Here is a 20,227-nt window from a genome sequence, read left to right on the forward strand (position 1 = left end):
TCGGGACGGCGCTGCTCAATTTTCAGCCACGGCCGGGCCGTCCACCAGGGTTGCGAGGGGTTGCAACTTGATGCCGACTGAGTGCGGACTGCGCGCGTCCGTCAGAGGCAGACGGCACTATGAGACGGACAGTCAGAAACGGCTCCGGGGGGACACGCCGATGGACGTCACGCAGCTCGCCGCCGTGAACGCCACGCGGGCGGCCCGGGTACTCGACGAGGTCCGCTCCGCCCGGCTCTCCGGGCAGCCCGCCCCGGTGGCGCCGCGGCCGGTGATCGAGCAGTCCTGGGAGCGGATGCTGCGCGGCGGCGTCGACCCGGACCACGACTTCCGGGCGGGGCTGCTGCCCCCCGAGGAGGTGCGGCGGCGGCGCGAGACCTCGGCGCTGCGCCATGTGCTGCCGGTGCTGCGGGAGGGGCTGCTGACGGTCGCCGACATCGCCCACCACATCATGGTGGTCGCCGACGAGGACGGCCGGGTGCTGTGGCGCGAGGGCAGCGCGCCGGTGCTGCGCAAGGCCGACGGGCTCGGGTTCGAACTCGGCGCGGACTGGCGCGAGGACGTCGTCGGCACGAACGGTCTGGGCACTCCGGCGGTGGTGCGCCGGCCCGTCCAGGTCTTCGCCTCCGAGCACTTCGTGCGCTCCCAGGCCGGCTGGACCTGTGCCGGCGCTCCCCTGACCGATCCGCGCGATGGCCGGCTGCTGGGCGTGGTGGACGTGAGCGGGCCGCTGGAGACGATGCATCCGGCCACGCTCGCCTGGGTCGACTCGGTGGCCAAGCTCGCCGAGGCCCGGCTGCGGGAGATGCACGTGGAGTCGCTGGAGGGGCTGCGCGCGGTGGCGGCGCCGGTGCTGGCCCGGCTCGGCGGGCGTGCCCTGGTGGTGGACGCGGACGGCTGGACCGCCGCGGTGAGCGGGATGCCGTACACGCGGCGGGTCGCCCTGCCGAAGTCGCTGTCGGCGGGTTCGCGGTGGCTGCCGGCGCTCGGGCTGTGCTCGGTGGAGCCGCTGGCCGGGGGCTGGCTGGTGCGGGCGGCGGCCGACGAGCCGGTGGCGCGCGGGGCGACCAGGATCGTGCTGGACCTCAGACAGGCGCGCAGATGGTCGGTGGAGGTCTCCGGGGGCGCCGGGTCCTGGGCCCGCGAACTGAGTCCCCGGCATGCCGAGTTGCTGTACCTCCTCGCCGTCCACCGCACCGGCCGCAGCGCCTCGGGCCTGGCCGGGGACGTGTTCGGCGACCCGGCCCGCACGGTGACGGTGCGCGCCGAGATGTCCCGGGTACGGCGGTATCTGGGGGCGTTACTGGAGCACCGGCCGTACCGGTTCGCCGAGGACGCCGAGGTGGAGATGCTGCTCCCGGACGACCCGCGCGATCTGCTGCCGTACTCGACGGCCCCGGCGGTGTGCGGGCTCCGTACGTCCGCACCGGCCCCCTGAGCGTCACCGGACGTGCCGACCGGGCCACACGACCCTCCTGTGGAGGTACATCTTTCGCATATTTGCGGGGTCTTCGTCCGCCACCCCGCTCACCTGCCGTAGCATCCCTCTACGGGCCACCCACCTGCTCCTCCGTCAACGTATGGATCATCAGGCGCAGTTGACCCGCCTCGGGAGGACGGTATGAAGCATCGCGGCAGACACCGGCGGCGCAGACGGGGCAGGGCGGTACGGGCGACGCTGGCCGGGACGGCCCTGGCGCTCACCGCCGCCGCCACCCTGATCAGCGCTTCGCAGGCCGAGGTCACCGACGCCCCGGGGACACTGAAGCCGCTCAGCGCTTCGGCCGAGGCCGGGCGGCTGCCGCTGGCCGAGCACCGGGTGCCGGGGCAGTGGCTCGACCGGCTCTCCTCACAGATGGGCCGCCCCGTCGGTGTCGGCACCGTGCTGGAGAGCGCCGACCGACCGCTGCGGGACGCGGCCGGCTGTGCGACCGCCGAGAAGCACGACCTGCCCGTCGAACCGGCGGCCACGCGCGCGTACTGTTTCGGCGCCGCCGACACCCGGGGCTGGCGGCCGGGCGCGGTCACCACCTCGGGGGACGCGGACGACGACGGCCGCTGGGGCCGGAACCGTGTGATCCTCTCCGGCTGGACCAACGGCGCCGAGGGCGGCTCCATGGACGGCCCGGCACCCGGGCAGGGACTGGCCAAGGTCGCCTTCGTCGACGCGAACGACCCGGACCGGCTCCGCTACACCTGGGCCCTGCTGGCCGTCCCGGTGGACGGCGGGCACGACTACCGGGGGCTGGTCTCACCGCTGTCCGGCATGGTCTGGTACCAGGACAAGCTGCTGGTGACCACCCGCGAGGGCGACCGGGACGCGCTGTACGTGTACGACATGGACCGCATCCAGCGCGCCACCGTCGACTCCGAGGCGGTCGGCCGGGTGCGCGGCGGCTGGGCGGCGCACGGCTACCGGTACGTGCTGCCCGCCGTCGGCTCGTACACCCTGCCCGGCGGCGACGAGCCGCGCCCGGCCACGGTCTCCCTGGACCGCAGCACCTCTCCCGACAGTCTGGTCGCGAGCGAGTGGGTGCCCGCCGGCGGCGACCGGCGCACCCGGCTGTGGCGCTACCCGCTGAGCCGGGACCCGGCCCGGGCCGGCCTGCTCAGCACCGACTCCGCAGGACACGCGGACCCGGTCGAGGCGTACGAGACGAAGACGACCGACGTGCGGGGCGTGCTGGCGTACCGCTCGGGCTGGTACCTCGACCGTGCGGCGGGCTCGCCGGGCGGGCACGGGACCTTGTGGCGCCAGGACACGGACAGCGCCCGGGCGACGGAGTGCGGGACGGACGAGACCCGCCACTGCTGGAGCGGCCGGTCGGGCTCCCTGTCCTACTGGGAGGAGACCGGCGAGGTCTGGTCCCAGTCCGGCCGGATGCTGTTCGCGCTGCCCCTGTCCTCGGTCGACCGGGCCTTCGACTAGGGCGCGTCCGGCGGCGTGAAGACCCTGGCCACGGCACCCGGCGTTCGACAGGCCGTCACACCTGATGGTTTCCTGACCCTCATGCCGACCATCGCCGTGACCACCTGGTCCCTGGAGCAGACCGCCCCGACCGACCTGCTTCCGGCCGTCGCGCCGGAGGGGGACGTCCGGGTCGTCCGTTCCGAAGTGCCCTCGCCCGAGTTCAGCCGGTTCCTGTACGCGTCGGTGGGCGGCGACATCCGCTGGACCGACCGGCTGAGCTGGTCGTACGCCCGCTGGCGGGAGCACCTGGAGCGGCCCGGTGTGGAGACGTGGGTGGCCTACGACCGGGGCACGCCCGCCGGTTACGTGGAGCTCGAGGCGCAGGACGACGCGGTCGTGGAGATCGTCTACTTCGGACTGCTGCCCGGCTTCCGGGGCCGGCGCATCGGCGGCCACCTGCTGTCGTACGGCACGGCCCGGGCCTGGGACCTCGCGGACCGCTGGGCTGGACTGACGCCGACGAAGCGGGTCTGGCTGCACACGTGCAGCAAGGACGGCGAGCACGCGATGGACAACTACCGGCGCCGTGGGTTCCAGCTGTTCGACACCAAGGTCGAGGAGGAGGCGGACGTCGCCGCTCCGGGACCGTGGCCTGGGGCGTTCCCCGTCTGACCTGGTCGGACACCCCGGGACGACCCAATGTGACCAAGGACACGCGCGTCTTGGATTTCGAGACACGAGTGTCCGAATCTTGGACGAAGCTGGACTGTGTCCAGATCGCCGTGACACGCTTCCGTCATGTCTGGAACTGGAATTGCCTTGGTGAGTCGGCGGCACGTCGACCTCGGCCGCATGTCCAGCGCCATCTGTCCGGCGCGCTGAGAGCGTCTGAGAGCACTCACGCAGCGCCCGACCTCCCCCTTTCTTGTCTCCATCCTGCGCAATGACGCGCCCTATGCCCATGCGCCCGCGCGCGCAGGTCAGAGCCGCTTTCCCGCCTGTCCCGAAGGACGTATCAACCATGGCCGCCACCCCGCAGAAGCCTGCCGCCGCGACTCCCCGCCGCAAGGTGAGCCGTCACCGCGGTGAGGGTCAGTGGGCCGTGGGACACCACACCCCGCTCAACGGCAACGAGCAGTTCAAGAAGGACGACGACGGTCTCAATGTGCGGACACGCATTGAGACGATCTACTCCAAGCGGGGCTTCGACTCGATCGACCCGAACGACCTGCGCGGCCGGATGCGCTGGTGGGGTCTGTACACCCAGCGCCGTCCCGGGATCGACGGCGGCAAGACCGCGATCCTGGAGCCGGAGGAGCTGGACGACGAGTACTTCATGCTGCGCGTCCGCATCGACGGCGGGGCGCTGACGACTCAGCAGCTGCGGGTCATCGGTGAGATCTCGCAGGAGTTCGCGCGCGGCACCGCCGACATCACGGACCGGCAGAACGTCCAGTACCACTGGATCCGGATCGAGGACGTGCCCGAGATCTGGAACCGGCTGGAGGGCGTGGGACTGTCCACCGTCACCGCCTGCGGTGACACCCCGCGTGTGATGATCGGCTCGCCCGTCGCGGGTATCGCCGAGGACGAGATCATCGACGCCACCCCGGCCCTGGAGGAGATGAAGCGCCGCGTCCTGAACAACCCGGCGTACTCGAACCTCCCCCGGAAGTTCAAGACGGCCATCTCGGGCTCGCCGGTGCTGGACGTGGTGCACGAGATCAACGACGTCGCCTTCGTCGGCGTCGTGCACCCCGAGCACGGCCCGGGCTTCGACGTGTGGGTCGGCGGCGGCCTGTCCACCAACCCCAAGCTGGGCGTGCGGCTGGGCGCCTGGGTGTCGATCGACGACGTCCCGGACGTCTACGAGGGCGTCATCTCGATCTTCCGTGACTACGGATACCGCCGGCTGCGCAACCGCGCCCGGCTGAAGTTCCTCGTCGCCGACTGGGGCCCGGAGAAGTTCCGCCAGGTCCTGGAGGACGAGTACCTCGAGCGCAAGCTGACCGACGGCCCGGCTCCCGAGCAGCCGTCCCAGCTGTGGCGCGACCACATCGGTGTGCACCGGCAGAAGGACGGCCGGTTCTACGTCGGCTTCGCCCCGCGCGTGGGACGCGTCGACGGTGCGACCATCACCAAGATCGCCGACCTCGCCGAGGCCCACGGCTCGGGCCGGGTGCGCACCACCGTCGAGCAGAAGATGATCGTCCTCGATGTCGAGGAGGACAAGGTCGAGTCGCTGGTCGAGGGCCTGGAGGCGCTCGATCTGACCGCCCGTCCGTCCACGTTCCGGCGCGGCACCATGGCCTGCACCGGTATCGAGTTCTGCAAGCTCGCCATCGTCGAGACCAAGCAGCGCGGCTCGCAGCTCATCGACGAACTGGAGCGCCGTCTGCCGGACTTCGACGAGCCGCTCACCATCAACCTCAACGGCTGCCCGAACGCCTGCGCCCGTATCCAGGTCGCGGACATCGGTCTCAAGGGCCAGCTGGTCGTCAACAGCGAGGGCGAGCAGGTCGAGGGCTACCAGGTGCACCTCGGCGGCGCGCTGGGCCTGGAGGCCGGCTTCGGCCGCAAGGTGCGCGGCCTCAAGGTCACCTCCGACGAGCTGCCCGACTACATCGAGCGGGTCCTGAAGCGGTTCGAGGCGGAGCGCGAGAAGGGCGAGCGGTTCGCCGCCTGGGCGGCCCGGGCCGGCGAGGAGGCCCTGTCGTGAGCGAGCGCGCGGCACCGTTCTACTGCCCGTACTGCGGTGACGAGGACCTGCGTCCGAACGAGGAGGGGCACGGCGCGTGGGAATGCGCGGCGTGCAGTCGAGCCTTTCAGCTGAAGTTCCTCGGGCTGCTGGCCCAGGGACTGAAGCGATCCGACTCCGGAGGGGCAGAGATATGACGACCACTCAGGAAGAGCGCAGCACCGAGGACCTGAAGGCGCTCGCCGAGCAGGCGGGCCGCGACCTGGAGGACGCCTCCGCGCTGGAGATCCTCCAGTGGGCGGCCGAGACGTTCGGCAAGCGCTTCTGCGTGACCTCCTCGATGGAGGACGCGGTGGTCGCCCACCTCGCCTCCCGCGCGATGCCCGGCGTCGACGTCGTCTTCCTCGACACCGGCTACCACTTCGAGGAGACCATCGGCACCCGCGACGCGGTGGACGCCGTGATGGACGTCAACGTCATCACGCTCACGCCGCGCCTGACGGTCGCCGAGCAGGACGCGGAGTACGGCCCGAAGCTGCACGACCGCAACCCCGACCTGTGCTGCGCGATGCGCAAGGTGCAGCCGCTGGAGGAAGGGCTGAAGGACTACCGGGCCTGGGCGACCGGTCTGCGCCGCGACGAGTCCCCGACCCGGGCGAACACCCCGGTGGTCGGCTGGGACGAGAAGCGGCAGAAGGTGAAGATCTCCCCGATCGCCCGCTGGACCCAGGACGACGTGGACGCCTACGTCACCGAGCACGGCGTCCTGACGAACCCGCTGCTGATGGACGGCTACCCCTCCGTCGGCTGCGCCCCCTGCACCCGCCGGGTGCTGGAGGGCGAGGACGCGCGCGCCGGCCGCTGGGCGGGCCGCAGCAAGACCGAGTGCGGGCTGCACGGATGACGACGACGATTCAGGAGACCGACGTGACGACCGGAGCCACCGTCTGGCTCACGGGTCTGCCGAGTGCCGGCAAGACCACCATCGCCCACGAGCTGGCCGGCCGGCTGCGCGCCGAGGGCCACCGCGTCGAGGTGCTCGACGGCGACGAGATCCGCGAGTTCCTCTCGGCGGGCCTCGGCTTCAGCCGCGAGGACCGGCACACCAACGTGCAGCGGATCGGTTTCGTCGCCGAACTGCTCGCCCGCAACGGCGTGCTCGCCCTCGTCCCGGTCATCGCGCCCTACCAGGACAGCCGCGAGGCGGTGCGCAAGCGTCACCAGGCGAACGGGACGGCGTACGTCGAGGTGCATGTCGCCACGCCGGTCGAGGTGTGCAGCGAGCGGGACGTGAAGGGCCTGTACGCCAAGCAGGCGGCGGGCGAGCTCACGGGACTCACCGGGGTCGACGACCCGTACGAGGCACCCGAGTCGCCGGATCTGCGCATCGAGTCGCAGAACCAGACCGTGCAGGAGTCCGCGGCGTCGGTGTACGCCCTGCTCAGCGAAAGGGGACTGGCATGACGACCGCCGCCACCGTTTCCGAGGAGACCGACAGCCCCTACGCGCTGTCGCACCTCGACGCCCTCGAGTCCGAGGCGGTGCACATCTTCCGCGAGGTGGCGGGCGAGTTCGAGCGGCCGGTGATCCTCTTCTCCGGCGGCAAGGACTCCATCGTCATGCTGCACCTGGCGCTGAAGGCCTTCCGGCCGGCGGCGGTGCCGTTCTCGCTGCTGCACGTGGACACCGGGCACAACTTCCCCGAGGTCCTCGACTACCGGGACCGGACGGTCGAGCGGCACGGGCTGCGGCTGCACGTCGCCTCCGTGCAGGACTACATCGACCGGGGTGTGCTCAAGGAGCGCCCGGACGGCACCCGCAACCCGCTGCAGACGCTGCCGCTGACGGAGAAGATCCAGGCGGAGAAGTTCGACGCCGTCTTCGGCGGCGGACGGCGCGACGAGGAGAAGGCCCGCGCCAAGGAGCGGGTGTTCTCCCTGCGGGACGAGTTCTCCCAGTGGGACCCGCGCCGGCAGCGCCCGGAGCTGTGGAACCTGTACAACGGCCGGCACGCCCCCGGCGAGCACGTCCGCGTGTTCCCGCTGTCCAACTGGACCGAGCTGGACGTGTGGCAGTACATCGCCCGCGAGGGCATCGAGCTGCCGCAGATCTACTACGCCCACGAGCGCGAGGTGTTCCAGCGCAGCGGCATGTGGCTGACCGCCGGTGAGTGGGGCGGGCCGAAGGACGGCGAGTCCGTGGAGAAGCGCCTGGTGCGCTACCGCACGGTCGGTGACATGTCCTGCACCGGAGCCGTCGACTCCGAGGCCGACACCATCGAGAAGGTGATCGTCGAGATCGCCGCCTCCCGGCTCACCGAGCGCGGCGCCACCCGCGCCGACGACAAGATGTCCGAAGCCGCGATGGAAGACCGCAAGCGCGAGGGGTACTTCTAGAGATGAGCACCATCACCACCGAGGAACTCTCGGAGACCACCCTGCTGCGGTTCGCCACCGCCGGCTCGGTCGACGACGGCAAGTCCACCCTGGTGGGGCGGCTGCTGCACGACTCCAAGTCGGTCCTCACCGACCAGCTGGAGGCCGTGGAGCGCGCCTCGGCGAGCCGGGGCCAGGAGGCACCGGACCTCGCGCTGCTGACGGACGGTCTGCGGGCCGAGCGGGAGCAGGGCATCACCATCGACGTGGCCTACCGCTACTTCGCCACGCCCCTGCGGCGGTTCATCCTCGCCGACACCCCCGGCCATGTGCAGTACACGCGGAACATGGTCACCGGCGCCTCCACGGCCGAGCTGACGGTCATCCTGGTCGACGCGCGCAACGGCGTCGTCGAGCAGACCCGGCGGCACGCCGCCCTCGCCGCCCTGCTGCGCGTCCCGCACGTGGTCCTCGCGGTCAACAAGATGGACCTCGTCGCGTACGAGGAGAAGGTGTTCGCCGCCATCGCCGAGGAGTTCACGGCGTACGCGACCGAGCTGGGCGTCCCCGAGGTCACGGCGATCCCGATCTCGGCGCTCGTCGGCGACAACGTGGTGGAGCCTTCCGCCAACATGGACTGGTACGGCGGCCCGACGGTGCTGGAGCACCTGGAGACGGTGCCGGTCAGCCACGACCTGAGCCACTGCCACGCCCGGCTGCCCGTGCAGTACGTGATCCGGCCGCAGAACTCCGACCACCCGGACTACCGGGGGTACGCGGGCCAGATCGCGGCCGGTTCCTTCCACGTCGGCGAGCAGGTCACGGTGCTGCCCTCGGGCCGTACCTCGAAGGTCGCCGGCATCGACCTGCTGGGCGAGCCGGTCGACGTCGCGTGGACCACGCAGTCGGTGACCCTCCTGCTGGAGGACGACATCGACATCTCGCGCGGCGACCTGATCGTGCCGACCAAGGACGCGCCCGCGACCACGCAGGACATCGAGGCGACCGTCTGCCATGTCGCGGACGCCGCGCTGACCGTCGGCCACCGGGTGCTGCTCAAGCACGGCACCCGCACGGTCAAGGCGATCGTCAAGGACATCCCGTCCCGTCTCACGCTCGACGACCTGTCCCTGCACCCGCACCCGGGACAGCTCGTCGCCAACGACATCGGCCGGGTGAAGATCCGTACCGCCGAGCCGCTGCCGGTCGACTCCTACTCCGACTCGCGCCGCACCGGCTCGTTCATCCTGATCGACCCGAACGACGGACAGACCCTCACCGCCGGCATGGTCGGCGAGTCCTTCGCCTCCCCGGAGCCCGTCAAGGACGAGGCCGACGACGACGGGTGGGACTTCTGACATGAACTCCCCCGACTTCTACTCCACGTTCGCGAAGGAGGGCGGCCGCGTCGGCAGCGGTGCTCTGGGCAGCGGGCAGGGCGGAGTGGCGCGATGTGTGCGCTGACGTACGCGCACCGCCTGCGCGCCCTCACCCCCCACCGCCGTAGAAGAAACCTGCCGACCTCCCGGCCACGACCTGAGAGACCGTGACCGCCGGGCCTCCGAGAGGAACACCTCCCGTGCCTGCATCATCCGCTCTGCGCCGATCCCTCGCGGTCATAGCCGCGCTTCCCCTGCTCACTCTGGCCGCCTGCGGCTACGGCTCCAAGGCCGAGGACGACGGGGGCACCAAGGTCGCCGCCGGAGCGAAGAAGATCGACGGTCTCGACAGCGTCAAGATCGGCTACTTCGGCAACCTCACCCATGGAACCGCGCTGGTGGGCGTGCAGAAGGGCATCTTCCAGAAGGCCCTCGGTGCCACCAAGGTCGACACCGCGATCTTCAACGCCGGTCCGTCCGAGATCGAGGCGCTGAACTCCAAGTCCATCGACATCGGCTGGATCGGCCCCTCCCCGGCGATCAACGGCTACACCAAGTCCGCCGGCAAGAACCTGCGCATCATCGGCGGTTCGGCGTCCGGCGGCGTGAAGCTCGTGGTCAACCCGGACAAGATCAAGTCCCTGAAGGACGTCAAGGGCAAGAAGATCGCCACCCCGCAGCTCGGCAACACCCAGGACGTGGCGTTCCTCAACTGGGCCGCCGAACAGGGCTGGAAGGTCGACCCGCAGAGCGGCAAGGGTGACGTCACGGTCGTCCGCAGCGACAACAAGGTCACCCCGGACGCCTACAAGTCCGGGTCGATCGACGGTGCCTGGGTGCCGGAGCCGACCGCGTCGAAGCTGGTCGCCGAGGGCGGCAAGGTGCTGCTCGACGAGGCGTCGCTGTGGCCCGACAAGAAGTTCGTGATCACGAACATCATCGTGCGGCAGGAGTTCCTCAAGGAGCACCCGAAGGTCGTCGAGGCCTTGCTCAAGGGCTCGGTCGAGACCAACAAGTGGATCAACGCCAACCCGGACGCGGCGAAGGCGGCGGCGAACAAGCAGCTGGAGGCCGACTCCGGCAAGGCGCTGCCGGCCGAGGTGCTGGACCCGGCGTGGAAGTCCATCCAGTTCACCGACGACCCGCTGGCCTCCACCCTCAACACCGAGGCCCAGCACGCCGTGAAGGCGGGGCTGCTGGAAAAGCCGGACCTGAACGGCATCTACGACCTCGCTCCGCTGAACAAGGTCCTCAAGGCCGAGGGCGCGCCCACGGTCGACGACGCCGGTCTCGGCGCCAAGTAGCCCGCATCCCGAAGAGTTCCCAGGAGGTGACGACCATGGCAACCACCCTCGCCAAGGCCGCCGACGGCACTGAGTCGGCCACGCACGCCGCCCGGATCGAACACGTTTCGAAGTCGTTCGCGGGCCCCGCCGGGCAGCAGCTCGTCCTGGACGACATCACCCTCGATGTCGCGCCCGGCGAGTTCGTCACCCTCCTGGGGGCCTCGGGCTGCGGCAAGTCCACACTGCTCAACCTGGTGGCGGGCCTGGACCGGCCCACCGTCGGCGAGATCACCACGGACGGCCGCCCGGCGCTGATGTTCCAGGAGCACGCGCTGTTCCCGTGGCTGACCGCGGGCAAGAACATCGAACTCGCCCTGAAGCTGCGGGGCATCGCGAAGGCCGAGCGTCGCGAGCGGGCCGAGGAGTTGCTCGAGCTCGTCCGGCTGAAGGGCGCGTACGGCAAGCGGGTGCACGAGCTGTCGGGCGGTATGCGCCAGCGTGTCGCGCTGGCGCGCGCGCTCGCCCAGGAGAGCAAGCTGCTGCTGATGGACGAGCCGTTCGCGGCGCTGGACGCGATCACGCGCGACGTGCTGCACGACGAGCTGACCCGCATCTGGCGCGAGACGCAGCTGTCCGTCCTGTTCGTCACGCACAACGTGCGCGAGGCGGTCCGGCTCGCGCAGCGCGTGGTGCTGCTGTCCTCCCGTCCGGGCAAGATCGCCCGTGAGTGGACGGTGGACATCCCGCACCCGCGCCGCATCGAGGACACCCAGGTGGCGGAGCTGTCCGTCGAGATCACCGAAGAACTGCGTGGGGAGATCCGCCGTCATGGCCAGCACTGATTCGACGACCGTCGCCAAGGACGGCAGCGATCTCGCCGGTCTGGAGGCGGGCCTCGACGCGCTGGAGTCGAGGCAGACGCACCGCACACCGTTCCGGCAGACCTTCACCGAGAAGATCCTGCCGCCCGTCATCGCCGTCGCCCTGGTGCTCGCGGTCTGGCAGGCCCTCGTCTCGTTCAAGGTCGTCACCGACCCGACCAAGCTGCCCGCGCCGTCCGCCGTCTGGGACGTCGTCCACACGGCGTGGCTCGAGGGCGAGCTGCTCGGCTACATCTGGACCAGCGTCTCCCGCGGTCTGCTCGGCTTCTGCTTCGCCCTGCTGATCGGCACGCCGCTGGGCCTGCTGGTGGCCCGGGTGAAGTTCGTCCGCGCGGCCCTCGGCCCGATCCTGTCGGGCCTGCAGTCCCTGCCGTCGGTCGCCTGGGTTCCGCCCGCGGTGATCTGGCTGGGCCTGAACAACTCGATGATGTACGCGGTGATCCTGCTCGGCGCGGTCCCGTCGATCGCCAACGGCCTCGTCTCCGGTGTCGACCAGGTGCCCCCGTTGTTCCTGCGCGCGGGCCGCACGCTCGGCGCGACCGGACTGCAGGGCATCCGGCACATCGTGCTGCCGGCCGCCCTGCCCGGCTATGTGGCCGGTCTGAAGCAGGGCTGGGCGTTCTCCTGGCGTTCCCTGATGGCCGCGGAGATCATCGCGTCCTTCCCCGACCTCGGGGTGGGCCTCGGACAGCTGCTGGAGGACGGCCGCAACGCGAGCGACATGGCCATGGTGTTCGAGGCCATCCTGCTCATCCTGATCGTCGGTATCGCCATCGACCTGCTCATCTTCAGCCCGCTGGAGCGGTGGGTGCTGCGCAACCGCGGCCTGCTGGTGAAGAGCTGAAGTCCCATGATCAACAAGCCTGTTCTCCTCGTCATCGCCCACGGCAGCCGCGACCCGCGGCACGCCGCGACCGTGCACGCCCTGGTACGGCGGGTCCGCACCCTGCGACCCGACCTGCGTGTCGAGACAGGCTTCCTGGACTTCAACCTGCCCTCGGTGCAGGGGGTACTGGAGTCCCTGGCGGTCCAGGGCGTCCGTGACGTCGTGGCCCTCCCTCTCCTCCTGACCCGGGCGTTCCACGCCAAGGCGGACATCCCGGCGGTTCTCGCGGACGCACCCCCGCAGCTCCGCATCCACCAGGCCGAAGTCCTGGGCCCCTCGCCCCTGCTGCTGGCGGCCCTGGAACGGCGACTGTACGAGGCGGGCCTGTCCCCCGCCGACAAATCCTCGACCGGGGTCGTCCTGGCCTCGGCGGGGTCCACCGACCCGGAGGCGATCGCAGTGATCGCAGAAATCGCGCGGGAGTGGCGGCACACCGGCTGGTGCGCCGTGCGACCTGCGTTCGCCTCCGCATCTCTCCCCCGTACGGAGGACGCCGTGCGCGAACTCCGTGCCCTGGGCTGCTCCCGGGTGGCCGTCGCCCCCTACGTCCTCGCCCCCGGCTTCCTCCCGGACCGCATCGCACGCGGCGCGGCAGCGGCGGACGTCCTGGCCGATGTGCTGGGCCCGGCGCCGGAGGTGGCGCGGGTGGTGCTGGAGCGGTACGAGGCGGCACGGGTGCCGATGCTGCGGGCCGTGAGCGCCTGACGTCAGCCGGTCCGGGGCAGCAGCGTCCCGAGCGGGCCCAGGTCCAGGTTGAGGTCCTCCGGGCGCAGGTCGTAGCGCGCGCAGAGTTCCCGCATGCGGTCGTCGAGGAGCATCAGGGTCAGGCCGACGCGTTCCTCCTGTTCCTCTGTCAGGTCGCCGATGTCGACGCGGTGGAGGGCCTGGCGTTCCATGAGCTGGCGGAGGAGTTCGACGACGGTCAGGACGAGTTTGACCAGGTCGCGTTCGACCGTGTCGGGGTCGGTGGTCAGACGGTGGGCCGGGGGCATGGAGCCTCACTGATCTGGGAGAGTGCCGACGCGGCCACGGGGGCGATGACCGCGCGCAGATCGATGCGGACCAGGTCGACGTCCGCGATGGACAGGACGAGGTCGCCGGTGACGACGACGCCGCCCTGGAGCAGCCGGTCGAGGAGATCGATGAGGGCGACCGGCCGGTCGGCGTAGGGGGCGACGGTCACGCGGCGGGCTCCGGCTCCGGCTGGAGGGCGAAGGAGTAGGGGGCCCAGGGGCCGGTGACCTCGACGCGGAGGCCGGGAACACCCTCGGCGGCGGCGAGGACGCCGGCACGGAAGGCGTCGACGCGGGCGGCGGGGACGAGGTAGGCGTCGTTGCCCACGTTGGTGCCGGGGCCGGGGCCCGCGAGGCTGCCGCGCTGCGGGCTGTGTGCCACGCGGTCCACGGCGAGGGCGGCGGCCGTCTCGGTGAGGTGTGCGGCGGCCTCGGCGACCGTGCGCCAGGCCTCCTCGTTCCTGCGTTGTCTGCGTCGGCGGATCGACAGATAGGTGCGGCCGGCACCGAGGCCGGTGGGCTGTTCCTGTCCGGCGCCGTTGTCCGCTTCGGGCGGGGTGATGTCGGGCGCGGCGTAGATCTTGACGCCGAGTTCCACATGGCCCGTGAGGCGGTCCAGCAGGGACAGGAAGTAGTCGCGGCGGGTGTCGAGGGCCTGCCGTGCGCTGTCCTCGTCGTGGTAGACGGTGGCCAGGCGCAGCGGCAGTACGGCGGCGCCGCAGCCGACCAGTGCGGCCACGACGGCGTGGTGGGAGCGGACCGTGGACTCCAGCCAGTCCAGGTCGTGGAGATGGGCCTCGAGGGGCGTCTCGTCGTAGTCGGCGGCCGGGACGTGGCCGACGGCGAAGGCGAGCCGGGGTGTGCCGGCCGCCGGGTCGACCAGGTGGACCGGTTCTCCGGCGACTCCGCGCAGGTGCGTCACCGCCTCGGTGGCCTCGGGGGTGCGGCGCAGGACGGCGTAGGTGTACACGAGGTCGGGTTCGGTCATGGCTCCGGGCTCCTCTCGGCCGCTTTGAGTGCGGCGATCTCGGCACGCAGTCGTTCGTTCTCGTCGGCCAGGGACCGCTCGGGGCGGGCGGCCCGGGAGGAGAGGGAGGGGTCGTGTTCCCACCAGTCGATGCCCATCTCCTTCGCCTTGTCGACGGAGGCGACGAGCAGGCGCAGCTTGATGGTGAGCAGTTCGATGTCGAGCAGGTTGATCCGGATGTCGCCGGCGATGACCACGCCCTTGTCGAGGACCCGTTCGAGGATGTCGGCGAGGTTGGCGGTCTGGCCGCCGGGCCCCTGGTCGTAGGGGGAGGGAAAGCGGGGCGGTCCGGCGAGTCCGCCTGCTGCCGGGTGGGTCATGGTCGGGGGCCTCGTCTCCGGGCGTTGATCTCGTCGAGCCGGTCCAGCAGTTCGTCCTCGCGGCGGTCGTACTCGGCCTCGTCGATCCGTCCTTCCAGCAGTGCGCGTTCCAGGTCGACGAGGGCCTGCCGGACGGGGGCCGGGTCGTAGTACTGCGTCTCGGCGGCGGCCTGCAGCTGCTCGGCGGCCCAGAGGGTGGTGCGCAGGGGCGCGAGCGGGAGGGTGAGGATGCCGGTGAGCAGGCCCATGGATGCTCCCGTCAGGCGGCGAAGCTGTAGGGGGGCAGGGGGCCGCGCAGCCGGAAGTCGTAGGCGTCGCCGTAGTCGTGGGCCAGGCCCCGGCCCGCCGCGGTGAACTCGTCGGCGCGGGCGCGTTCGACGAGGAAGGAGACGTTGAGGAAGTCGTCCTTGGACGGGTCGGCCACGACGCTGGCCCGGGCCAGCCCCGACAGCCGTCCGACGATCTCGTCGGCCTGCCGCCGCTGCCGGGCCTCGACCTGCCGGGCCACCAATTCGCCGAGGGCGAGGCGGTCCTCGTAGGCGCCGCTGCCGTCGCGGGTGTGCCGGTTGAGCCGGCGGGCCTCCTCGGACTCGTCGAGCACCTCGCGCAGCAGGTCGTCCTGGGAACGGGCGGCCTTGAGGTTGAACTCGGCGGTGCCGTGCAGTTCGCCGAGCCTGCGGGTGTACTCCTCGCCCTTGTGCTCCAGGGCGGTCCGGACGGCGGTGTCGTCGGGGGCGAGCAGGCCGAACCGCATGGGGAGGACCGATCCGTCGGCCATCAGGCGTTCCTGGAGTTCCTGGTGGGCGGCGAGATCGCGGCGCTTGGGCCGCAGGCCCGGGGGCGCGGCACTGACCACGGCGGCGAGCGGGCCGTGGACGAGTACGCGCGGCGGGTCGTCGGTCCCGCCGACGGTACGCAGGCCGTCGAGCCGCAGGGGGTGGTCGGAGCGGGTGACGGCGTAGACGTAGACGCCGCTCACCGCTCCTCCTCGCGGTCCTTGTCGTCGCGGTCGAAGATGTCCCCGATCGCGTCGATGGCCCCGCCGATCGCGCCACCGGTCTTGCCCCGGGCGCCGCTCTCGACGAGGTTGCCGACGATGTCGGTGAGTTTGTCGGGGGCCTTGCGGCCGGCCTCCAGGTCGAGGCGGTTGCAGGCCTCGGCGAAGCGGAGGTAGGTGTCGACGCTGGCGATGACGATCCGTATGTCGATCTTCAGGATCTCGATGCCGACCAGCGAGACACGGACGAACACGTCGATGACGAGCCCGCGGTCCAGGATCAGTTCGAGGATGTCGAAGAGGCCGGCGGAACCCGAACCGCTGGAGGTGGCGGCGGGTTGCATCCCGCCGGACTGCGTCATGACGGTCACGTGGGCGATTCCTCTCGCGAGACTCGTTCTCGTGCCGCCCGTAGGTACGGGGGTGGCGGCGGGCGTGTTCACGTGAACACGAAAAGAGTTGCCGCGAGAGGGAGTTGAGAGGCGGAAGGCCGGTGCTAGCGCTGTCGGTCGAGCTGACCGCGGGCGTAGCGGCGCACTCGCTCGTAGCCGAGCAGCCGGCCCTGCGGATCGAGGGTGACCCGGTAGGTCGCCATGATGGTCATGGTGTCGGGGACCCTCTCCAGCTCCACGACCTCCACGTCGGCCGTCCAGCCGTCCGGGGTCGGGCGGACGGCGGAGACGGAGTCGGGCGTCGTGCCGAGCAGTTCGGCGAGCTGGGCCGCCGCCCCGCGCATGGCCTGGACGGCCGTCGTACGACCGGATGGAGTCGTCTCGTGATCGGTGCTCGTCATGGCCCTACCGTGCCAAGGCCCCGGGCCGCGTGGGGGCGATTCGGCCAAACGTCCGGTGTCACCTTGCCTGTTCGCTGAACGGCGTCGCCTGGTGGAAGTAGAGCAGCCACCCGTTCTCCGTACGCCGCCACAGTGAGCTGCGGTGCGCGCGCCTGCCGTCGTACTCCGTGTCGAAGGTGAGGTGCACCAGGTCGGGGGCCAGCTGTACGCCCCGGAATGCGGAGGTGACCACGGGCCCGGGCCCGGAGTCGGTGGTCGCGGCGAGGGAGGCGATGATCGCGGCCCGGTCCCAGTGCCGTCCGGAGGCACCGAACTCGTGGAAGTCGGGGTGCAGCAGCGCCCCGGCCCGTTCGGGCGAGCGGCGGACCTCCGGGGTGAGCAGCGCCATTTCGCGGTCGATGACGGACTCGACGGCGGAGTCGTGCTCAGGCACGGGTCATCTCCACCAGCTTCACGACGGTGTTCCAGTTGCGGCTCGTGGCGATCACGCCCTTGTTGATCCGCGGCTTCGACAGGTGTTCGGCCAGCTTGGAGCGGCCGAGGCCGTTCGGGGCGTACAGGTACAGCGCGCGGTCGCCCAGGCGGAACTCCTCGGGGAGGTAGGCGGCCTGGTCGATCTCCGCGAAGCGGCCGGGGTCCACGGGCTCGGAGAAGTAGGTGACGTGGAGCTGCTTGGCCTCCAGCTCGGCGGCCGGGAAGGGGCAGGCGTCGGCGATCGCCTTCAGATAGGCGTGGTCACGCACGATCACGTCGACGCCGAAGCCGAAGTGCCGCTCGATGGCGTGCGTGATCTCGGCCGCGTGCGACCGCTCGTCACCGTGGCCGGAAGTGAACACCGCCTGGCCGCTCTGCAGATACGTGCGCACGCCCTCGTGGCCGAGGTTCTCCAGGAGGGTGCGCAGGTCCGCCATCGGGACCTTCCTGCTGCCGCCCACGTTGATGCCGCGCAGCAGGGCCGCGTACGTCGTCGTCATCCGCACACCTTAGGACGGCCTTCGTGCCCCGTGGGGGTGGGCACGACGGCCGTCGGCGGGCGGCTGCCCGGCCCCGTAAATTACTCATCGGTCACCGAGGGGCACAACCATCTGCTCAGGATCCACACAGTATGTGTAAGGGGCCACGGTCCCTCGCGGTCCTCCCCAGTGGGGAGAGGCCGAGGTCCATGGGGATGAGTTCCGGCCCCGCCACTTCACCGGGCAGCACGAGGAGATGGTTTTATCCGGCCCATACCTTCGAAACGAAAGGGGGCGGCAGGGGGCCGCCACCGCTGCACGAGGGGGCGAGCCCGTCATGGGGAACGCAGAAGCGCGGGTGCGGGGCCTGGCCGCCCGGGCCGGCGGCTGGAGCGCCCGGCACCGATGGGCCGCCGTCGGCATCTGGGTGCTGTTCGTCGTCCTGGCGATGGGGCTCGGTTCGGCGGCGGGCCGGGTCGACGTCAAGGACAGCGACCAGCTCAAAGGGGAGACGCACACCGCCGCGCGGATCATCGAGGACGCCGGGATCGACGAGCCGGCCGGTGAGACGGTCCTGATCCAGGCCAAGGGCGGTGAACTCAAGGCCACGGACGCCGAGTTCAGGGACGCCGTCACCGCCGTGGTCCGGGCCGTCGAGGGGACCGGCCGGGTCACCGACGTGACCTCGCCGTACGACACGAAGACGATCTCGAAGGACGGGCGCAGCGCGCTCGTGCAGTTCGACATGCGGGGCGAGGCGGACACCGCCGGTGAGCGGGTCGAGCCGGTACTGAAAGCCGTCGAGGACGTCCAGAAGGACCACGCGTCGCTGCGGATCGAGGAGATCGGCGGCGCCAGCATGATGAAGACGTTCGACGACGCGTTCGGGGACGACTTCAAGAAGGCCGAGTACTCGGCGGTGCCGGTGGCCCTCGGCATTCTGCTCATCGCCTTCGGGGCGCTGGTGGCGGCGCTGCTGCCGGTGGCATTGGCGGTCACCGCGATCATGGCGACGATGGGCCTGATGGGCCTCGTCAGCCACCTCCAGCCGATGAGCGACACCGCCAACTCCGTGATGCTGCTGGTCGGCATGGCGGTCGGCGTCGACTACTGCCTGTTCTATCTGCGCCGGGAGCGTGAGGAGCGCGAGGCCGGCCATGACGCGCGGACGGCCCTCAGGATCGCCGCCGCGACCAGTGGCCGCGCGATCGTCGTCTCCGGTGTCACGGTCTGTGTGGCCATGGCGGGCATGCTGTTCACCGGGCTCGCCGAGTTCGAGGCGATGGGCCTGGCCTCGCTGATGGTGGTGGCCGTGGCCATGGTGGGGTCCGTGACGGTGCTGCCCGCGCTGCTGTCGCTGCTGGGCGAGCGCGTGGAGAAGGGCCGCATTCCGTTCCTGCGCCGGCGCAGGACGGGCGGCAGCCAGGACAGCCGGTTCTGGACGGCCGTACTGCGCCGCGTGCTCGCCCGGCCCGTGGTCTCCGTGACGGTGGCGGCGGGTGCGCTGCTGGCCATCACGGCTCCCGCGCTCGGCATGAAGACACAGCAGTTCACGCTGGACCAGGAGTTCGGCGACTCGCTGCCGATCGTGCAGACGTACAACCGGCTCAACGACGCCTTCCCGGGCGGCTCGGAGCCGGCCGAGGTGGTCGTCAAGGCGGACGACATCAACGCACCGGAAGTGAAGTCCGCGCTCGCCGACTTCCGCGACCGGGCGATCAGTTCGGGCGCCTCGCGCGGCCCGGTGGAGATCAAGCTGCACGACGCGCAGAACGTCGCGTTCGTCTACGTCCCGCTGGTCGGCGGCTCCGACCAGGACAAGGCGGGCGAGAGCCTGGACAAGCTGCGTGACGAGGTGCGCCCGGCCACGCTCGGCAGGGTCGACGGGCTCGAGGCGCCGATCACCGGGCAGATCGCGGGGTCGAAGGACTTCAACGACCAGCTGGCCGGAGCCGTGGTCCCGGTCTTCGCTTTCGTCGTGGTCTTCGCCTTCGCGCTGATGCTGCTGTCGTTCCGCTCGCTGACGATCGCGCTCACCTCGATCGTGCTGAACCTGCTGTCGGTGGGCGCCGCCTACGGCATCCTCGTCGCGGTGTTCCAGCACGGCTGGGGCGCGTCCCTGGTGGGCGCGGAGGGCGTCGGCGCGATCATCACCTGGCTGCCGCTGTTCCTGTTCGTGATCCTGTTCGGCCTGTCGATGGACTACCACGTGTTCGTGGTCTCGCGGATACGGGAGGCGCGGCTGCGGGGTCTGGCGACGAAGGACGCGATCCGGCACGGCGTGGTCACCACGGCCGGGGTCGTCACCAGCGCCGCGGTCATCATGGTCGCCGTGTTCGCGATCTTCGGGACGCTGTCCATGCAGTCCATGAAGCAGATGGGCGTGGGGCTCGCGGCCGCGGTGCTCATCGACGCGACGATCATCCGGGGCGTGCTGCTGCCGGCGGTCATGGCGCTGCTCGGGGAGCGCAACTGGTATCTGCCGAAGTGGCTGCACCGGCTCCCGGACCTCACCCACGACGAGGCGCCGCAGGCGGTCGTCGCGGGATCGGCGGCACGGGACGACGAGGGAAAGCCCGTCAGGGTCTGATCCTCGCCGCTGGGGCTGATCCCCCCCGCTGTAGGAAGGGCCCGTTGGTTGCCGGTGCGGCCAACGGGTCCTTTCAGTGGCGCAAGGGGCACCATTCGGTGACGCAAGGGGCAGGAGA

Annotated in this window: 25 protein-coding genes; 15 read left to right on the top strand and 10 right to left on the bottom strand. The window is 70.9% G+C overall.

Going from position 1 to position 20,227, the window contains the following annotated elements:
- Positions 1-160: 160 nt before the first annotated feature.
- From AC07DF_RS29835 to AC07DF_RS29900, 14 genes are all read left to right on the top strand, one after another.
- Positions 161-1,438: a GAF domain-containing protein gene (locus tag AC07DF_RS29835; RefSeq protein WP_478978126.1), complete on the top strand. Its 1,278-nt coding sequence runs from the start codon at positions 161-163 to the stop codon at positions 1,436-1,438.
- Positions 1,439-1,621: 183 nt separating this feature from the next.
- Complete coding sequence (locus AC07DF_RS29840; RefSeq protein ID WP_478978129.1) at positions 1,622-2,929, top strand: hypothetical protein; 1,308 nt, start codon at positions 1,622-1,624, stop codon at positions 2,927-2,929.
- A gap of 81 nt (positions 2,930-3,010) precedes the next feature.
- Complete coding sequence (locus tag AC07DF_RS29845) at positions 3,011-3,583, top strand: GNAT family N-acetyltransferase (protein WP_478978132.1); 573 nt, start codon at positions 3,011-3,013, stop codon at positions 3,581-3,583.
- Between the two features lie 126 nt (positions 3,584-3,709).
- Positions 3,710-3,793, top strand: a complete 84-nt coding sequence (locus tag AC07DF_RS29850) for a putative leader peptide (protein ID WP_310591794.1) — start codon at positions 3,710-3,712, stop codon at positions 3,791-3,793.
- Positions 3,794-3,932: 139 nt separating this feature from the next.
- Positions 3,933-5,630, top strand: coding sequence for a nitrite/sulfite reductase (locus AC07DF_RS29855; RefSeq protein ID WP_478978135.1), 1,698 nt, complete (start codon positions 3,933-3,935; stop codon positions 5,628-5,630).
- Positions 5,627-5,806: a hypothetical protein gene (locus tag AC07DF_RS29860; RefSeq protein ID WP_478978138.1), complete on the top strand. Its 180-nt coding sequence runs from the start codon at positions 5,627-5,629 to the stop codon at positions 5,804-5,806. The genes AC07DF_RS29855 and AC07DF_RS29860 overlap by 4 nt, the downstream gene beginning before the upstream one ends.
- On the top strand, positions 5,803-6,513 hold the full coding sequence (locus AC07DF_RS29865; protein ID WP_478978141.1) for a phosphoadenylyl-sulfate reductase: 711 nt from the start codon (positions 5,803-5,805) through the stop codon (positions 6,511-6,513). Before AC07DF_RS29860 ends, AC07DF_RS29865 begins: the two co-directional genes overlap by 4 nt.
- A 23-nt stretch (positions 6,514-6,536) precedes the next feature.
- Positions 6,537-7,073 carry an adenylyl-sulfate kinase gene (gene cysC / locus AC07DF_RS29870; protein ID WP_478979240.1) on the top strand — a complete coding sequence of 179 codons (537 nt, stop codon included), beginning with the start codon at positions 6,537-6,539 and terminating at the stop codon, positions 7,071-7,073.
- Entirely contained in the window at positions 7,070-8,005 is a 936-nt protein-coding gene (cysD, locus tag AC07DF_RS29875) for a sulfate adenylyltransferase subunit CysD (RefSeq protein WP_454361696.1), read from the top strand. The genes cysC and cysD overlap by 4 nt, the downstream gene beginning before the upstream one ends.
- Positions 8,006-8,007: 2 nt before the next feature.
- Positions 8,008-9,342 carry a sulfate adenylyltransferase subunit 1 gene (locus AC07DF_RS29880; protein WP_468191797.1) on the top strand — a complete coding sequence of 445 codons (1,335 nt, stop codon included), beginning with the start codon at positions 8,008-8,010 and terminating at the stop codon, positions 9,340-9,342.
- Between the two features lie 221 nt (positions 9,343-9,563).
- On the top strand, positions 9,564-10,667 hold the full coding sequence (locus tag AC07DF_RS29885; protein WP_478978145.1) for an ABC transporter substrate-binding protein: 1,104 nt from the start codon (positions 9,564-9,566) through the stop codon (positions 10,665-10,667).
- A gap of 35 nt (positions 10,668-10,702) precedes the next feature.
- Entirely contained in the window at positions 10,703-11,491 is a 789-nt protein-coding gene (locus AC07DF_RS29890) for an ABC transporter ATP-binding protein (RefSeq protein WP_382496253.1), read from the top strand.
- Positions 11,478-12,374 (top strand): ABC transporter permease, encoded by an 897-nt coding sequence (locus tag AC07DF_RS29895; RefSeq protein ID WP_478978149.1) that lies wholly within the window; start codon positions 11,478-11,480, stop codon positions 12,372-12,374. Before AC07DF_RS29890 ends, AC07DF_RS29895 begins: the two co-directional genes overlap by 14 nt.
- Positions 12,375-12,380: 6 nt before the next feature.
- Positions 12,381-13,121 carry a sirohydrochlorin chelatase gene (locus tag AC07DF_RS29900; protein WP_478978152.1) on the top strand — a complete coding sequence of 247 codons (741 nt, stop codon included), beginning with the start codon at positions 12,381-12,383 and terminating at the stop codon, positions 13,119-13,121.
- A 2-nt stretch (positions 13,122-13,123) separates the two neighbouring features.
- Here AC07DF_RS29900 and AC07DF_RS29905 read toward each other — a convergent pair whose 3' ends face one another.
- The 10 genes from AC07DF_RS29905 to AC07DF_RS29950 form a co-directional block, all read right to left on the bottom strand.
- The gene (locus tag AC07DF_RS29905) at positions 13,124-13,408 is read right to left on the bottom strand and encodes a gas vesicle protein K (protein ID WP_478978155.1); all 285 of its coding nucleotides are present in this window, start codon (positions 13,406-13,408) and stop codon (positions 13,124-13,126) included.
- The gene (locus AC07DF_RS29910) at positions 13,387-13,599 is read right to left on the bottom strand and encodes a gas vesicle protein (RefSeq protein ID WP_478978158.1); all 213 of its coding nucleotides are present in this window, start codon (positions 13,597-13,599) and stop codon (positions 13,387-13,389) included. The genes AC07DF_RS29905 and AC07DF_RS29910 overlap by 22 nt, the downstream gene beginning before the upstream one ends.
- The gene (locus tag AC07DF_RS29915; RefSeq protein WP_478978161.1) at positions 13,596-14,417 is read right to left on the bottom strand and encodes a GvpL/GvpF family gas vesicle protein; all 822 of its coding nucleotides are present in this window, start codon (positions 14,415-14,417) and stop codon (positions 13,596-13,598) included. The genes AC07DF_RS29910 and AC07DF_RS29915 overlap by 4 nt, the downstream gene beginning before the upstream one ends.
- Positions 14,414-14,776 (bottom strand): gas vesicle protein, encoded by a 363-nt coding sequence (locus AC07DF_RS29920; RefSeq protein ID WP_382496242.1) that lies wholly within the window; start codon positions 14,774-14,776, stop codon positions 14,414-14,416. The genes AC07DF_RS29915 and AC07DF_RS29920 overlap by 4 nt, the downstream gene beginning before the upstream one ends.
- Positions 14,773-15,024, bottom strand: a complete 252-nt coding sequence (locus tag AC07DF_RS29925; protein ID WP_382496240.1) for a gas vesicle protein GvpG — start codon at positions 15,022-15,024, stop codon at positions 14,773-14,775. Before AC07DF_RS29925 ends, AC07DF_RS29920 begins: the two co-directional genes overlap by 4 nt.
- Positions 15,025-15,035: 11 nt before the next feature.
- Complete coding sequence (locus tag AC07DF_RS29930; protein WP_478978166.1) at positions 15,036-15,755, bottom strand: GvpL/GvpF family gas vesicle protein; 720 nt, start codon at positions 15,753-15,755, stop codon at positions 15,036-15,038.
- Positions 15,752-16,135 (bottom strand): gas vesicle protein GvpJ, encoded by a 384-nt coding sequence (gvpJ, locus tag AC07DF_RS29935; RefSeq protein WP_478979243.1) that lies wholly within the window; start codon positions 16,133-16,135, stop codon positions 15,752-15,754. Before gvpJ ends, AC07DF_RS29930 begins: the two co-directional genes overlap by 4 nt.
- Positions 16,136-16,269: 134 nt before the next feature.
- Positions 16,270-16,566, bottom strand: a complete 297-nt coding sequence (locus AC07DF_RS29940) for a gas vesicle protein GvpO (protein WP_478978169.1) — start codon at positions 16,564-16,566, stop codon at positions 16,270-16,272.
- Between the two features lie 58 nt (positions 16,567-16,624).
- Positions 16,625-16,999, bottom strand: a complete 375-nt coding sequence (locus AC07DF_RS29945) for a nuclear transport factor 2 family protein (protein WP_478978172.1) — start codon at positions 16,997-16,999, stop codon at positions 16,625-16,627.
- Complete coding sequence (locus AC07DF_RS29950; RefSeq protein ID WP_478978175.1) at positions 16,992-17,540, bottom strand: DUF1697 domain-containing protein; 549 nt, start codon at positions 17,538-17,540, stop codon at positions 16,992-16,994. Before AC07DF_RS29950 ends, AC07DF_RS29945 begins: the two co-directional genes overlap by 8 nt.
- A gap of 316 nt (positions 17,541-17,856) precedes the next feature.
- Between AC07DF_RS29950 and AC07DF_RS29955 the strand changes: the two genes are divergently transcribed.
- Positions 17,857-20,109, top strand: a complete 2,253-nt coding sequence (locus AC07DF_RS29955) for an MMPL family transporter (protein ID WP_478978178.1) — start codon at positions 17,857-17,859, stop codon at positions 20,107-20,109.
- Positions 20,110-20,227: the final 118 nt, after the last annotated feature.

Source organism: Streptomyces sp. NPDC044719, from assembly GCF_056433405.1.